The organism is Exilispira thermophila (assembly GCF_055389015.1).
Genome location: NZ_AP042476.1, coordinates 574,233 through 589,155 on the forward strand (window position 1 = coordinate 574,233; position 14,923 = coordinate 589,155).

Annotated in this window: 13 protein-coding genes; 11 read left to right on the plus strand and 2 right to left on the minus strand. The window is 24.0% G+C overall.

Going from position 1 to position 14,923, the window contains the following annotated elements:
• Positions 1-289: 289 nt before the first annotated feature.
• The 3 genes from ACZ5EC_RS02420 to coaE all read left to right on the plus strand — a co-directional run bounded on the left by ACZ5EC_RS02420 (position 290) and on the right by coaE (position 3,357).
• On the plus strand, positions 290-1,363 hold the full coding sequence (locus ACZ5EC_RS02420; protein WP_464301764.1) for an IS110 family RNA-guided transposase: 1,074 nt from the start codon (positions 290-292) through the stop codon (positions 1,361-1,363).
• Positions 1,364-1,445: 82 nt separating this feature from the next.
• A complete protein-coding gene (locus ACZ5EC_RS02425; protein WP_464303372.1) occupies positions 1,446-2,603 on the plus strand; it encodes a M24 family metallopeptidase in 1,158 nt (385 codons plus the stop codon).
• Between the two features lie 178 nt (positions 2,604-2,781).
• On the plus strand, positions 2,782-3,357 hold the full coding sequence (gene coaE, locus ACZ5EC_RS02430) for a dephospho-CoA kinase (protein ID WP_464303373.1): 576 nt from the start codon (positions 2,782-2,784) through the stop codon (positions 3,355-3,357).
• Positions 3,358-3,464: 107 nt separating this feature from the next.
• On the opposite strand, the gene ACZ5EC_RS02435 is transcribed toward coaE, so the two are convergent.
• The gene (locus tag ACZ5EC_RS02435; RefSeq protein WP_464303374.1) at positions 3,465-4,703 is read right to left on the minus strand and encodes an IS110 family RNA-guided transposase; all 1,239 of its coding nucleotides are present in this window, start codon (positions 4,701-4,703) and stop codon (positions 3,465-3,467) included.
• A 576-nt stretch (positions 4,704-5,279) separates the two neighbouring features.
• Here ACZ5EC_RS02435 and ACZ5EC_RS02440 point away from each other — a divergent pair.
• The 6 genes from ACZ5EC_RS02440 to ACZ5EC_RS02465 all read left to right on the plus strand — a co-directional run bounded on the left by ACZ5EC_RS02440 (position 5,280) and on the right by ACZ5EC_RS02465 (position 10,575).
• Positions 5,280-5,786, plus strand: coding sequence for a chemotaxis protein CheX (locus ACZ5EC_RS02440; protein ID WP_464303375.1), 507 nt, complete (start codon positions 5,280-5,282; stop codon positions 5,784-5,786).
• Positions 5,787-5,886: 100 nt separating this feature from the next.
• Positions 5,887-6,633: a YebC/PmpR family DNA-binding transcriptional regulator gene (locus ACZ5EC_RS02445; protein ID WP_464303376.1), complete on the plus strand. Its 747-nt coding sequence runs from the start codon at positions 5,887-5,889 to the stop codon at positions 6,631-6,633.
• Positions 6,626-7,144, plus strand: coding sequence for a crossover junction endodeoxyribonuclease RuvC (gene ruvC / locus ACZ5EC_RS02450; RefSeq protein ID WP_464303377.1), 519 nt, complete (start codon positions 6,626-6,628; stop codon positions 7,142-7,144). Before ACZ5EC_RS02445 ends, ruvC begins: the two co-directional genes overlap by 8 nt.
• Positions 7,128-7,706 carry a Holliday junction branch migration protein RuvA gene (ruvA, locus tag ACZ5EC_RS02455; protein WP_464303378.1) on the plus strand — a complete coding sequence of 193 codons (579 nt, stop codon included), beginning with the start codon at positions 7,128-7,130 and terminating at the stop codon, positions 7,704-7,706. The genes ruvC and ruvA overlap by 17 nt, the downstream gene beginning before the upstream one ends.
• 100 nt (positions 7,707-7,806) lie before the next feature.
• A complete protein-coding gene (gene ruvB / locus ACZ5EC_RS02460) occupies positions 7,807-8,838 on the plus strand; it encodes a Holliday junction branch migration DNA helicase RuvB (protein ID WP_464303379.1) in 1,032 nt (343 codons plus the stop codon).
• Between the two features lie 219 nt (positions 8,839-9,057).
• Complete coding sequence (locus ACZ5EC_RS02465) at positions 9,058-10,575, plus strand: endonuclease Q family protein (RefSeq protein ID WP_464303380.1); 1,518 nt, start codon at positions 9,058-9,060, stop codon at positions 10,573-10,575.
• 70 nt (positions 10,576-10,645) lie between these two features.
• Here ACZ5EC_RS02465 and ACZ5EC_RS02470 read toward each other — a convergent pair whose 3' ends face one another.
• On the minus strand, positions 10,646-12,010 hold the full coding sequence (locus ACZ5EC_RS02470) for an aspartate-alanine antiporter-like transporter (protein WP_464303381.1): 1,365 nt from the start codon (positions 12,008-12,010) through the stop codon (positions 10,646-10,648).
• A gap of 236 nt (positions 12,011-12,246) precedes the next feature.
• Between ACZ5EC_RS02470 and ACZ5EC_RS02475 the strand changes: the two genes are divergently transcribed.
• Both ACZ5EC_RS02475 and ACZ5EC_RS02480 read left to right on the plus strand, forming a co-directional pair.
• Entirely contained in the window at positions 12,247-14,388 is a 2,142-nt protein-coding gene (locus ACZ5EC_RS02475) for an ATP-binding protein (RefSeq protein ID WP_464303382.1), read from the plus strand.
• Between the two features lie 55 nt (positions 14,389-14,443).
• Entirely contained in the window at positions 14,444-14,710 is a 267-nt protein-coding gene (locus ACZ5EC_RS02480) for a co-chaperone GroES (protein ID WP_464303383.1), read from the plus strand.
• Positions 14,711-14,923: the final 213 nt, after the last annotated feature.

Below are 14,923 nucleotides of genomic sequence, written 5' to 3' on the forward strand. Positions count from 1 at the left end.
CTATATATCACAAATATATTTTTTTATTTTAGGAGATGTGATAAAAATCAATAGCAGGGGATAAAGAAACTGCTTTCAGGCAACGAAAATAAACCTGAAAGCAGATAGGCTTAGGTTCGACATTTAATTTGGTCAAAAAGACCGTTTAGGAGAATGAAGAGCCTACAGCCGAATCAACATAATAATCGGATTTTAACAATCCAGATTGAATAGGAGAATGGATTATTCTCTGTAATAAATATCGTAAAGAATCTGCTTTCAATTAAAAAAAAATAATTGGAGGAGGCAGATGAAACTATCAGTTGGAGTTGATTTACACAAGCATCAAATGACGGTATGTATAAAAAATTTAGAACAAAGGATTGCAGATATTAATTGGAAATTTTCTACAAAAAAAGAAGGATATATGGAATTTGTAAGATTGTTAAAGAAATTATCCCAACCAGAAGAAATTGAAATAGCAGTAGAATCTACAGGAAATACAAGATATTTCAAAAGAGAAATGGAAAATTATGGATTTAAAGTACATGTAGTAAATACCTTAAAGTTTAAAGTAATAAATGAATCAATAAACAAAACAGATAAACATGATGCAAGGACATTAGCAGAATTTTTATCAAAAGATATGATACCAGAAGTAAATTTATGTAAAGAAGATAGTAAAAATTTAAGAGATTTATTAAAGCATAGGTCAGTATTAAAAAAGACCAATGTAAGTTTAAAGAATCAAATACATGGAATAATGTTAGAAATGGGTATAGGAACAAAGAATGGACAGCTTAACACAAAAACAGGAAGGGTAAAAATTATAGAACAAATATCGGACCCAATAAAAAAAAGTATAGTATCAGGGATAATAAAAACAATAAATAGTATAGAAAGTTTAATATCAGAAATAGAGAAAGAGCTTTCAAAGATGACAGAAAAAGATGAAGCAGTAAGAATACTAAGGACAATACCAGGATGTGGATTGATAACTTCAATTACTTTAAGGGCTTACATAGATGACATAAATAAATTTAGTTCATATAAAAAGCTTTCTTCTTATTGTGGATTGGTACCATGGGTACAAAATTCAGCAGACAAAGAAAGATATGGGAATATAACTAAAAGAGGTTCACAAGAATTGAGAACAGCATTTGTACAGATGACAATGGGTATGATAAGGGTAAAAAGAGAAAGAGAAAATAGATATATGAAATCTTATAGAAATATGAAAAAAATAAAAGGAAGTGGAAAAGCAATAATAGCAACTTCAAGAAAGTTAAGTAAATTGGTATGGACATTATTAAAAAATGGTTGTGAATATGATCCAGTAAAATCAAATGATATATTGTTAAATAAAGATTATTCCGTTGCCTGAAAGCAATGATTTGAGGTTTTACCTCGTTTATATAAATTAGCAGATTTTTTGATATTTAATATTGATTTTTATAGGAGGAATAATGCGGATTATTGAAAATAAAAATTTTAAAAGACTTATTGATTATATTAATAAAAATAACCTTGATGGTATTTTTTTAATGGATAATGAAGGGCTTAGAAATAAAGCTGTAAAATATATTTCAGGCCATCCAATGGATGCTAATCTAATTGTTTCAAAGTCAGGAAAAGTATATTTAAATCCATGGGATGATATTCTAGCTAAAAAACATGCAGAGGTTGATTATGTATTTCCTATGCTTGACTATAACACTTTTAAGTTTATTGAAAAATTTAAAGAGATGGAAAAAATTAATGGTAAAATAAGGCTGGAATTTCCAGAATCTGTTTCAGTTGCATTTCAAAAGACAATTACTCAAACTTTAGATATTGATTTTATTACTAAAAAAGAGGATTCTATAATTGATCTAATTAATGAATTCAGAGTAATTAAAAATGATAAAGAGATCAAATTAATTAAAAAAGTAACAGAATTAACAAATATTCTAATAGATAAAATTGGACCTTTTGTTGAAAGTACAAAAGATATCAAAGAATATGATCTTGCTTTCTTTTTATTAAAAGAAGCAAAAAAATTAGGTGCAGAAAAAGAGAGTTTTGAATTTTTAACTGCAAATTCAAAAAGGTCATGGGGTATACATGCTTTTCCTGCTACATCAAATCAACCTTTAAATTATAGAGGGCTTGCACTTATTGATTTTGGTATACTTTATGAAGGATATATTTCTGATGTGACTATTCCTATGGGATTTGGACCTTTAACTGATATTGAGAAAAAGGTTGTGGATATTGTTATAAAAGCACATGATGAAGCTATTGCTGCAATTGAAAAAAGTAAATATAATTATGAAGTATCTCATGTTGCTGTTTCAATTTTAAAAAATGCTGGATTTAGTATGCCTCATACTCTTGGTCATGGCATAGGATTAGATGTTCATGAATTTCCAAGGATATCTGAAAAACCTACAGACGAAAGATTATTAAAAAATTGGAAACCTGTTGAATTAAAACCAGGTATGACATTTACAATTGAGCCAGGAACTTATGATGAATCTTTTGGAGGGTGTAGACTTGAAGACGATATTTTAATAACAGATAAAGGTACTGTTAAATTAACAAATTCAAGATTCTACCATTTTCCAAAAAACTATATTGATTAAAATGTAAATCCATTTTTTAAATTTAAATAAAATATTTTATTAAATAATAATCTTTAGATTCATATATGGAGATAGATCTAGATTTAAATTATCTTTAGAATTTGTAATTATAAAGCAAAATGAATATGAAGTAAAATAAATATAAATTAAAAATTAATAATTTATTGTCAGGGAAAAAATGGTTGTTTGTATTACTGGAAATATTGCTTCAGGTAAAGATTTAGCTTCTAATTATATAAAAAAATATTTTGATTTATATCTTGATGTCGACAAAATTGCAAAACAGATTTTTTATAATAAAACTAAAATAATAAAGGATATTTTTAAGACAGATGATAGAAGTATTATTGGAGAAATAGCATTTAAAGATAAAAATAAAATGTATGAACTTGAAAGGATAATTCATCCTGTTCTTAGAAATATGATTATTAACATAGTTAATAGTATTCAAATTACCAGAAATAAATATATAAAAAATATATTAATTAATTGTGCAATAATCTTTAAGTTAAGATTAGAATTTTTTTGTGATTATATTATTGGAATTGATTCTAATGAGGATATTAGATTAAAAAGATTAATTAAATACAGAGGATTTGATAAAAATAAAGCTATCAATGCAATTAAAATACAAAGAGATATAAAGGATTTTAGCAAAAATTTAGATTTTATTGTGGATAATAATAATGATAAAAATTATATGTTTTATCAATTAGATGAGATAATACAAAGATGCATAAAAAAAGATATTTAAAAGTAATTATATTAAAAAAGACATCCTATAATATGTCAACAAAAAAAATAAAAAAAATAGGATGTTGACAATCTAATATAATTAGTGTTCTTTGACATTTATATATATCAGGCACAATGAGGTTTAGCAACAAAAACCTTAACAGGATCATAAATAGAGGAATAAGTATACAAATGCCAGATAATTTTAGCAAGCTTAACCATAACTTTAAAAATAGCTTTTTTAGAATTACCTCCTTTGTTAATTTCATTAAGGTAAACCTGTTTTAATTCATTATTATGCATTAAAGCAGATACAGCACAACAATATAATTGTTTTTTAACAATAGAGATTCCTTTTGATTTTTGATATGTTCTATCTTTAGAACCACTTTGATCTTTACCAGGGTAAAGGCCAATGTATCCTAAAAATTTATTTACATTATTAAATTTATTTAAATCACCACAACAACCAATGATTGTTGCAACTGTTTTTTTACCAACACCAGGGATTGATAAAACAGCTTTTATAGGGTTAATACTATTTTTGTTATTATTATCAGAATAATTAAATTCTAAATTTTTTAATATAAGGTTAATATTTTTTTCTATATTTTTTATTTGTTCAAGAAGAAGTTCTAACACAGTAATTTGATTTCTTAGATTAAATTCATTAGCTTTAATGCCATTATTTGGAGTAATAGAAATTTTAGCAAATTCAATAATTTTTTTAGCTTTATGTTCAGAATTATTGTTACCTTTAATTGATCTAAAAATTTTAACAATATCGTTTTTGTTAGCTTTGGCTAAAGCAAAAGCAGAAGGATATTTTTTTAAAATGGTTCTTGATGTAACATTAAAAGGGTCTCTAAAAACAATATCATACTCATAAAAAGTTTTTTGTAAAATACTTGAAATTCTTCTTTTGAGATTGTATATTTGTTTCATAAGGAAATTGTATTCCTTTATGAGTTCTCTTAGGTTAGAGACATCATTTTCTGGAACCAGTGATTCTTTAATTAATCCAGTAGATAACTGGATAGCAAGATTTAAATCATCTTGTTTATCAGTTTTGGTATGTTTATTAAAGGATTTAGAGAAATAGGAAGAGGAATAAGGATTAACAAGAGAAATTTTATATCCTTTTTCTCTAATACTAAAGAACACTGGTTTCCAGAAAACATTAGTTGCTTCTAAAGCAAATTCAAAATCATTTTTATTATTTGACAGTTTATTAATAATTTCAAAAAACTTTTTAAAATTCTTAGAATTATGAATTAATTTAAATTTTTTAACAATCTTTCTTTTTTCATTGATAATACAAACTTCAGAAGATTTTTTTGCTACATCAATACCTACAAAAAACATAATTCAACTCCTTTTAATTTTTTTAATATCTGGCATTTGCACAACCTCGAATACACAGTGAGACGAATAACTTCGAATCCTGTAACATCCTGAATATTTGCTAAACAGCCTGATATATAGATTTAAGATGGATAAAATCAAAATTCTTTATTAAGTCTTTAAAAAGACAAGGAGATTTTTATTTGTATTTTATCCATTAAACACATATCATATTTATTATCCCTAATATTATTAGGTTGTCAATAGTACTTTTATTTTTAATATATTATACGAGAGATATTTATATACAATTTTATTTTATCAATAAAATATATATTGTACTTTATATTATGTACCGTTTTAAATGAAAATTATATATTATTTATTATATGTTAATTATTTTATTTAGATAAAAAATAATACAGATTTAAGATTGTATAAAATTGTATTAATTAAAATCATAGTAAATAAAAATTAAATTAAATTAAATTAAAATTAAATATAAATTATATTAAACAATAAGTAAAATAAAAGTACATTATATATTAAAAGCTTAATATTAAAAAAAGTATATATAGGTTAGACAAGGAGTATGGTATGCCCCAAAAAATTAATAGAAAAAAATTAGTTGAAATTATGCATGAATCAAATCGAGAATTATTTGAAGAGATTCTCCAGCTTAAAGTTGAGAAAAATGAGTTCAAACCTGGTATAAGTCCTATTGAAATTAATGGTTATTCTGTCGTATTGGGTCTTACTGAAGAAATCAATGGCACAATTATAATTAATTTCTCCGATGAAGTTGCAAAAATAATAACTGAAAAAATGAATGGATTTAATATTAATGACATGGATAATCCTGAAGAAAAAGATGAACTTGTTGAAGCAACAATAGGAGAGATCATTAATATGATTGGTGGAAAAGCAATTACAAAATTTCAGGAGTTTGATATTTTTAGTAATATAACACCACCAACAATTTTTTATGGTGAAAAAATGAAGTTTATTTCAAAAAGTCAAATTGTTTATTGTTTATCTTATAAATTCGCTAAATATGAAATTTTTGTTTATGTTTCAATTAAATCAAATTCAAAACTTTTGTAAAAACTTTTAATTTATATTATAGTTTTTTAATAAATACAATATTAGACTATGGTTGAAAAAAACTTAAAATTAGATATTTTTAGAAAAATTGGAGGTTAAAATGTCAGGTCATAATAAATGGAGTACAATTAAAAGAAAAAAAGCAGCAGTTGATGCAAAAAGAGGAAAAATGTTTACTAAAATAATCAGGGAAATTGTTGTTGCTGCAAAAATTGGTGGTGGTGATATTAATGCGAATCCAAGATTAAGAGCAGTAGTAGATAAAGCCAGAGCTGCTAATATGCCTAAAGATAATATTGAAAAAGCTATAAAAAAAGGTACTGGTGAACTAAAAGGTGTAAACTATGAAGATATTACATATGAGGGATATGGACCTGCAGGTGTTGCTTTAATTATAAAAACTTTAACTGATAATAGAAATAGGACTGCAGCTGCTGTTAGATCGATTTTAACAAAACATGGTGGAAACCTTGGTGAAAATGGTTGTGTTAGCTGGATGTTTAAGCAAAAAGGAGTTATTGTATTAAATGGGGAAGATTTTGATGAAGATAAGGTAACAAATCTTGCTCTTGAAATAGATGCTGAAGATTATCAATTAAAAGGGGATGTATGGGAAATCACTTTAGAACCTGAGGATTTTGATAAAGCTAAAGAATATCTTGATGAAAATAATATAAAATATGAATCAGCTGAAGTTACATTGGTTCCAAATACTTATGTTAAACTAAATGAGAAAGATGCTGAAAAGATGATTAAATTACTTGATGCCCTTGATGATAATGATGATGTTCAGGAAGTATATGGTAATTTTGATATTGACGATGAGATAATGAATAAATATGCATAATAATGTTGTAATTGGAATCGATCCCGGTTATGCTATTGTTGGGTTTTCTATATTAAAATACAAGGGTAAAAATAGGAATATTAAGGGGGATATCGGTATTGAATTAGTATCATATGGTGTTATTACTACATCAAAAGAGAAACAATATTTTGAAAGAATAGAAGAGATTGCAAATAATTTACAATCGTTGTTTAATAAATACCAACCTGATATTCTTGCAATTGAAAAATTATTCTATTTTAAAAACAAAAAAACAATTATGCATGTATCTGAAATTAGAGGAGCGATTATCCTTCTTGCTATGCAAAATAATATTCCAGTTTTTGAATATACCCCTTTACAAATAAAAATGGCAATAACATCTTATGGTAGAGCTACAAAAATACAGGTTCAAAATATGATAAAAAAATTATTCAATCTTGATAAAATACCTGAACCAGATGATGCTGCTGATGCAATTGCTTGTGGATTAACGCATATATGGAGTCATAATAATGTTCTGGGGAATTAAAGGGATTTTGTTTAATATTTATCCATCAAAAGCTATAATTAGTACTAATGGTATTTTTTATGAAGTAAATATAAGTCTAAAAACTTTTGAAAAGTATAAAAATGAATTAAATAATAATATATTTTTGTATACTTTTTTTAATGTTAAAGAAAATGTTCAGGAACTTTATGGTTTTGATAATCTTGAAGAAAAAGATTTTTTTTTAAAACTTTTACAGGTACAGGGAATTGGTGCTAAAAAAGCAATGGAGATATTGAATTTTAATGACATTGAAACATATATAAAAGCTATAAATAATGGAAATCAGAAACCTTTTGAAAAGGTTAAAGGGATTGGGAAAAAACAAGCACAAAAAATTATACTTGAATTGTCTGGAAAATTAGCTTTGAATACAAAAAAATATGAAAAAACTGATAAACAGATATTTGAAGGATTAAAAAATCTTGGTTTTTCTGATCAGGATATACAGAGAGCACTTGATAAATACTATAAAAATAATAAAAATGATATTACTTTTGAAGAAAAATTTAAAATAATTTTATCATATTGTTCAAAAGTTTAATAAAGTATAAATTTTAATATTTTTAGTAGATTAAACAATTAACAATTTTTATAAAAAAATAAATTTTAAATATACATTAAATTAATAAAGAAGTTGTTTTATGATAGAAGAGAATAAATTTCAAAAAAAATCTGATGATGAACCTTTACAAATATTATCAAGAGATAAATCTGCAATAAGTTTAAGACCAAAAACTTTAGATGATTTTATAGGACAGGATGAACTTAAAAATCAATTAAGAACATATATTAGCTCTGCTTTAAGCAGAAAAAAAGTTTTAGACCATATTTTACTATATGGACCTGCTGGTCTTGGAAAAACAACATTAGCTTCTATTATTTCAAATGAAATGGGTGGAAATATAAAAATTGTATCAGCTCCTGTTTTTGAAAAAACAGGAGACCTTGCTGCTGTTCTATCTTCTTTAAAACCTGGAGATTTTTTATTTATAGATGAAATTCATAGATTAAAGATTTCATTAGAAGAAATTTTATTTCTTGCTATGGAAGATTTTAAACTTGATATTTTGTTAGGGAAAGGGCCTACAGCTCAAAGTATAAGATTGAATTTGCCAAAATTTACATTAATTGGTGCTACAACAAAAGCGGGGAATATTTCTCAACCTCTAAGAACAAGATTCGGGATAATTTTAAAACTAGACTATTATGAAGATAAAGACCTTGCGAAAATTATTGAAAGAGCAAGTAAATTATTAAATATAAAGATGGATAAAGCAGCAACAATTATATTAGCTAAAAGAGCAAGAGGAACTCCAAGAATAGCATTAAGATTATTAAAAAGAATTTATGATTATGCTGTAGTTCATAATAAAAATATAGTGGATGAGAATATAGTTAATATAGCTTTAGATAAACTTGGAATAGATGAAAATGGACTTGATAAAATGGATAGAAAATTACTTGATATTATAATTGAACATTATGATGGAGGTCCAGTTGGACTTCAGACTTTAGCAATTAGTTTAGGTGAGGATACCAGAACTATAGAAGATTATTATGAACCATTCCTTATCCAGAAAGGGTTTTTAAAAAGAACTCCAAAGGGTAGAGTTGCAACTCAAAAAGCCTATCAATACCTTAATATAAAAGATGATAGAACAACTTTATTCTAAATTATTTGTTTAATTAATTAATTTATTGATTTATTTATTTGTTTATTTATTGGTTTATTTATTTATTTATTGGCTATTACTTTCTTGAATATCTTAAGATTTATTTAAACAGTTTTTATAGTATGTTAGTTTGAAATTTAAATTATTTATTCCTTATTAAGTCCTTAAAGGTTTTATTTATATAATTAGCATATACAATATGTATAGAGGAAATATTTTTTGAAAATTTATACAGATTATCATATACACTCTCATTATTCCATTGCTACAAGTAAGTTTTTAATTCCAGAAATGATTGAAATATATGCTATTATAAAAGGATTAAAGATAGTTGCAACAGGTGATATATTGCATCCAATATATAATAAAGAACTTAGAACAAAACTTAAAGATTGTGGAAATGGGCTTTTTAAACTTAGAAAAGAATTTTCCTTTTTATATAATAATAATTTTTTAGAATTTATTCAGAAAAATAAACTTGATATTAAAAAATTTAAAAATTTATATTTTTTAATAAAATCTTTGATAAAGAGAAAAAAAGATTTTGACTCATCGATTTATTTTATTTTAAATGGAGAGATTAGTAGTATTTATAAAAAAAACAATAAAGTAAGAAAAAATCATAATTTGATTTTTTTTCCTGATTTTGAATCTGTTGAAAAAATGCAAAAAGAGATAGAAAAATTAGGAGGGAACCTTAAAAGTGATGGACGTCCAATAGTTGGTATTGATAGTGAAATATTGTTAAAACTTACATATGATACAAATGAAAAAAATTTATTTGTACCTGCACACATATGGACCCCCTGGTTTTCTATGTTAGGTTCAAAATCTGGATTTAATTCTATAGGTGAAGCTTTTAATGAATACAAAAGTAAAATTTATGCAATTGAAACTGGATTATCTTCTGATCCCCAGATGAATTTTTTATGTTCATTTCTTGATGAAGTAATTTTACTTTCTAATTCCGATGCTCATTCTCCTGAAAAATTGGGGAGAAATGCAAATATTTATGAGTTAGATAAAAATCAGATTAGCTATAATGGTTTAATTGAACCTATTAAAACTAAAAATTTAAAAATATTTAAAGGCACTTTAGACACTTTTCCACAGTTAGGTAAATATTATTTTGATGGCCACAGAAAATGTAATTTTAGAATTTCTCCAGTTGAAAGTAAAGAGAAATATAATGATATTTGTCCTGTATGTAAAAAAAAGGTTACAAAAGGGGTTTTATCAAGGGTACTTGAACTTGCAGATAGAAGTAATCCTGAAGAGAAAAAAATTCAACAAAAATTTTATCATTTTGTAACATTAAAAGAAATTATTGCAAAAACTATAAAAAAAGGTGAGAATACAAAAACCGTTGATGATATTTACACTTTATTTATTTTTTTATTTGGACCAGAATTAAAAATATTGATTGATTATGATTTTAAACCAATTTTAGAAGATATTGGTAGACTTGATAATATCTTTTTTAAAAATAAAGATTTATTTAATTTTGAAAAGGATCAATTTAGTTCTGAAAATGATTTATTTAATTTTACTAAAGATTTATTTAATATTGAAAAAGATTTTCTTAATTTTAACAAAAATTTAATGAATTTTAAAAATAACACTATTTTAAACAAAAGCTTAATTCTACAAATTATTAAAAACATATTAAAAATAAGAAATAAGGAAATTACTCTTGTTGAAGGTTTTGATGGGAAATTTGGTGAGATTTTGTTTTAAAATATCAATTATATATAAAATATAATATTAGTTATATTTAAAATAAAATATCAAATTATATTTAAAAATTTTATATAATCTGATTTATTAAATTAGTTAAAATTACCATAAAAATTAGAGCAAATGGATAGGTTGCTCCATAACCAGTTATTGTGTGCTCAGTAGAAGTTGCATCTATTGAAGCTCCAAGACCTGGAGTACTTGTCATACCTCCACAAATACTTCCAGCTAATACAATCCAGTTAAATTTAAAAACATATCTTCCAATAACAAATCCAGTAAAAATTGAAATAAATGCAACAGTTGTAGAAATTAAAATTAAATAAATATTGGAAATAGTTAATGAAGAAAAGGTTGAATACCCATAATTCAATCCAATTGTTGAAAGAAATAATACAAGACCAATTTCTTTTAAAAATGAGAGAATTTTTTTATTAAAATCAAAATTAAAAATTAAAAATGGTTTTATATTTCCTGAAATTAAGGAAGCAATTAAAACTCCTCCAGTTATTCCTAATTTAAAATCTTTTGAAAAAATATGAAAATTTATTACTCCTATTAAAATCCCAGATGAAATAACTAAAAAGTAACTAATTATGCTGAAATTATTCTCTAAAGATTGATTATAAGATTTGTTATTGTTATTAATCTTGCTATAATTATTCTCCTCTTTAATTTTATTATTTTTCTCATTGATTTTGTTATAATTATTTTTTTCATTAATCATTTTATCTTTGGTGTAATTTTTATTTTTTTTGCTATTTTTTACAAATTTGTCCTCTATTGAAATATTATTTACAAACTGGTGTAACTCTTTTTTTATATTAATTTTAAAAATAATAGGTAATAAATACATAGCAAATATAACTGATAAAACTCCAGGGATATATCCAAAAGAATATCCAACCCCAATTTTATTTTGATATGATAAATGTTTTGATGATTCTAATGCTGAAGCAAATCCTGGCGAACTTGTCAATGCACCAGTAAAAATTCCATTTGTATAAAGTTTATCCAATCCAAAAAATGATATAAATAAGTATGAGGAAACCGCACCAGTTAAAGTTATAATTAAAGCTAAAATTATAAATTTTATACTATATTTTTTTAGTATTATAAATATTTCTTTTGAAGCAATTAATCCAACAGCTGAAATAAAAAGTATTAAAGATAGGGTAAATATATTATGAGAAATAAGGTGATTTTTGATAATAATATTGATTAAGGTTGTTTTTATTATTGTAGTTTGATTAAATAAAGAATTATGACCTTTAATATAATCTATAATAAAATAACCTATGACCAAACCTACAAATAGACAGGCGGATGTTCCTAACTTAAAATTTTTTATTTTTACTTTTCCTGTTAATATACCTAAAATTCCAGTTACAGTTAAAAGAAAAAATTCATTAGTAATTATTTTAATTATAAACATATCAATTATATCTTGTTTTTATATTTAGGGTATTATTTGAATTAAAATATCAAAAATTATTTAAATTTCGAACATTTTTTTCTTTAAAAGTGAATCTTTTTTTTACAATTATTTGTCTATATATAATAAACAATACATAATCTTAAACTAAAACTAAAATTAACACTAAAACTAAAACTAAAACATTAAATCTTATCAAGTGTTAAGTTAAAGTAAATAGAATAAAGAGGGATAATATGTTCAAAATATCTACATTATATATATTAGAACATAAAATAGAAAAGGTTGACCTTGAGGTTTCTTTTTCAAGAGGTTTACCTGGTGTATATATTGTAGGACTTCCTGGAAAAGTAGTTGAAGAATCAATTACCAGAATAAAGGAAAGTATACTGAATATGGGGTTGGAATATCCAGAATTTAAAATTATTATTAATCTTTCTCCAGCAAATATAATAAAAAAATCATCTTTGTTTGATTTTCCTATAACTTTTATTATTTTAATAAATAATTTAGTTGAAAACTATAGAAAGAAGTTTAAAAATGGATCTATTTTTAAAGATAATGGGAAAAAATCAAATAGTATTTCTAATTTTGCAAATTTGGATTTAATTTTTAATCTTTTTAATAAAATAATTTTAAATGTTTTTAACCAGTTTCTAATTCTTGGAGAAATAGGACTGGATGGTGTAATTAAAAAAAATAGTAATCTTTTCTCATTTTGTTTAAATGCTAAAAAATATGGTTTTAAGTATCTTATATTTCCTGAAGATAATTATGATGATTTTGAAAGTATAGTTAAAAATGATAATTTGTTTCTTTTTCCTTTTGGAAATATTAAAGATGCATATGTTTTTTTTGAAAGTATTTTTAAATATACAATTAAAATATTTGAATCAAAATTTTACAAATTTGTTATTGATAAATGGAATGATGAAAATTTTTGCAATGAAAATTTTATCCGGGAAAAAATTATAGAACTTATAAAAGAAATTAATAAATTTATTGATAAAAAAATAGAAAAGAAAATAGACAATAATATCAAAAATGATATAGAAAATGATATAGAAAATAAAATAAGAAATAATAAAAATAATAAAATAAGCTGTAATGTAAGAGGTGAGTTAAAAAATAACACAATAGAAAAAAATCGTAATTCTACTTACAATTCATTATTCATAAGTGATAATAATAAAATTTTTCGTAATAAATTTGAAAACTATATTGGTGGATATAATTTAAAACAGGGATTGTTAATTGCTGCAGCAGGTTTTCATAATGTCTTAATAAAAGGACCTTCCGGGGTAGGGAAGACCTTTCTTTCTAAATGTTTAATAGAAATTCTTCCACCATTGACTTATGAAGAGAAAATTGAATTAACAAATCTTTATGCAATGTTTAATATGTTAAAAAAAAATAAACTTATTGATTCAAGACCTGTTAGAACACCACATCATACTATGTCGATGAGTTCTATGGTTGGAGGTGGTACAATACTTGTACCTGGTGAAGTTACCCTTGCTCATAGGGGTGTTTTGATATTGGATGAAGTGAATTTGTTTAAAAGGGATGTGATAGAATCATTAAGAGAAGCAATATCAGAAAAATGTGTTGTTATCTCGAAACATAAGAACAAGATTGTGTTACCTGCAATGTTTTTAAATGTAATGATTCAGAATTTATGCCCCTGTGGTAATTTGGGTAGCAGGAAAAGGACATGTTATTGTACCCCTCATGAAATTCTTATGTTTAATAAAAAATTGTCAAATACAATAATAGATAGATTTGATATAATATTAAATGTTGAAGATATTGATTTTGAATTTGTAAGTAGTAAAGATAAAGTAGAAGAAGAAAACAATGGTAATATTAAAGAAAAAGGTATTAAAACATATAATATAAATTATAATGATAATATTAATAATAATAAAGTTATCGATATTCAAAAAATGCATTTATATAAAAAAAAAGATGGTAATGTGAACAATACGAAATATTGTGTAAAAGAAGAACATTTTGAAAAAATTAATAAAAAATATGTTACAAGTGATATAAAAGTTTATACTACAAAAAACATGTATGAAATAGTTAAACAGGTTCAAAACATTCAAATAAAAAGGTATAATAGCAATCTTGATTATTTTAATGGGAAGGTAAATAAAGAAATATTTTATAAAAATGTATTTCTTTCAGATGAACTTGAAAGTTATTTAAAATTACAAACTAGAAATATGCAAATCTCATTTAGAAAAATTGAAAAAATCATAAGAGTTGCAAGAACTATTGCAGATATCGAGGGAAATGTAGATATTACAAAGGAAAATATAGATGAAGCAATTTATTTTGTAAAAGATTATAAAATTAAATTGACGCTTTCTTAAGATTTTATTATATTAAATTATGTAAAAAAAATAGAATATCCAGGAGGCTAATGATATGAAAGTAAAACCTTTAGATGACAGAGTATTATTGAAAGTTGCTCCACCTGAAGAAAAAACTAAAGGAGGTATTTATTTACCTCAAACTGCTCAAGAAAAAACTCAAGAAGGTATTGTTGTTGAAATAGGTGATTCTGAATCAATTAATGTAAAAGTTGGTGATAGAGTTATTTATGACAAATATGCTGGTACATCAATCAAAATAGATGAAGAAGAACATCTATTGTTGAGAATAACTGATATATTAGCAATTGTAGAAAGATAATTTTATGTTAAAAAATATTTTAATATAAACTAGATATATTAAAAATAAAAAAACACCACTCATTGCGGGTGGTGTTTTTTTATTGTACTTTTAAGTTCTATTTTTATATCATATTTTAATGTTATGTTTTTATTTATACTCTATTATAATCTTAATTTATCTTTACTTTGATATTATATTAAATATTTATTTACCCACAATATTTTTTGTTTA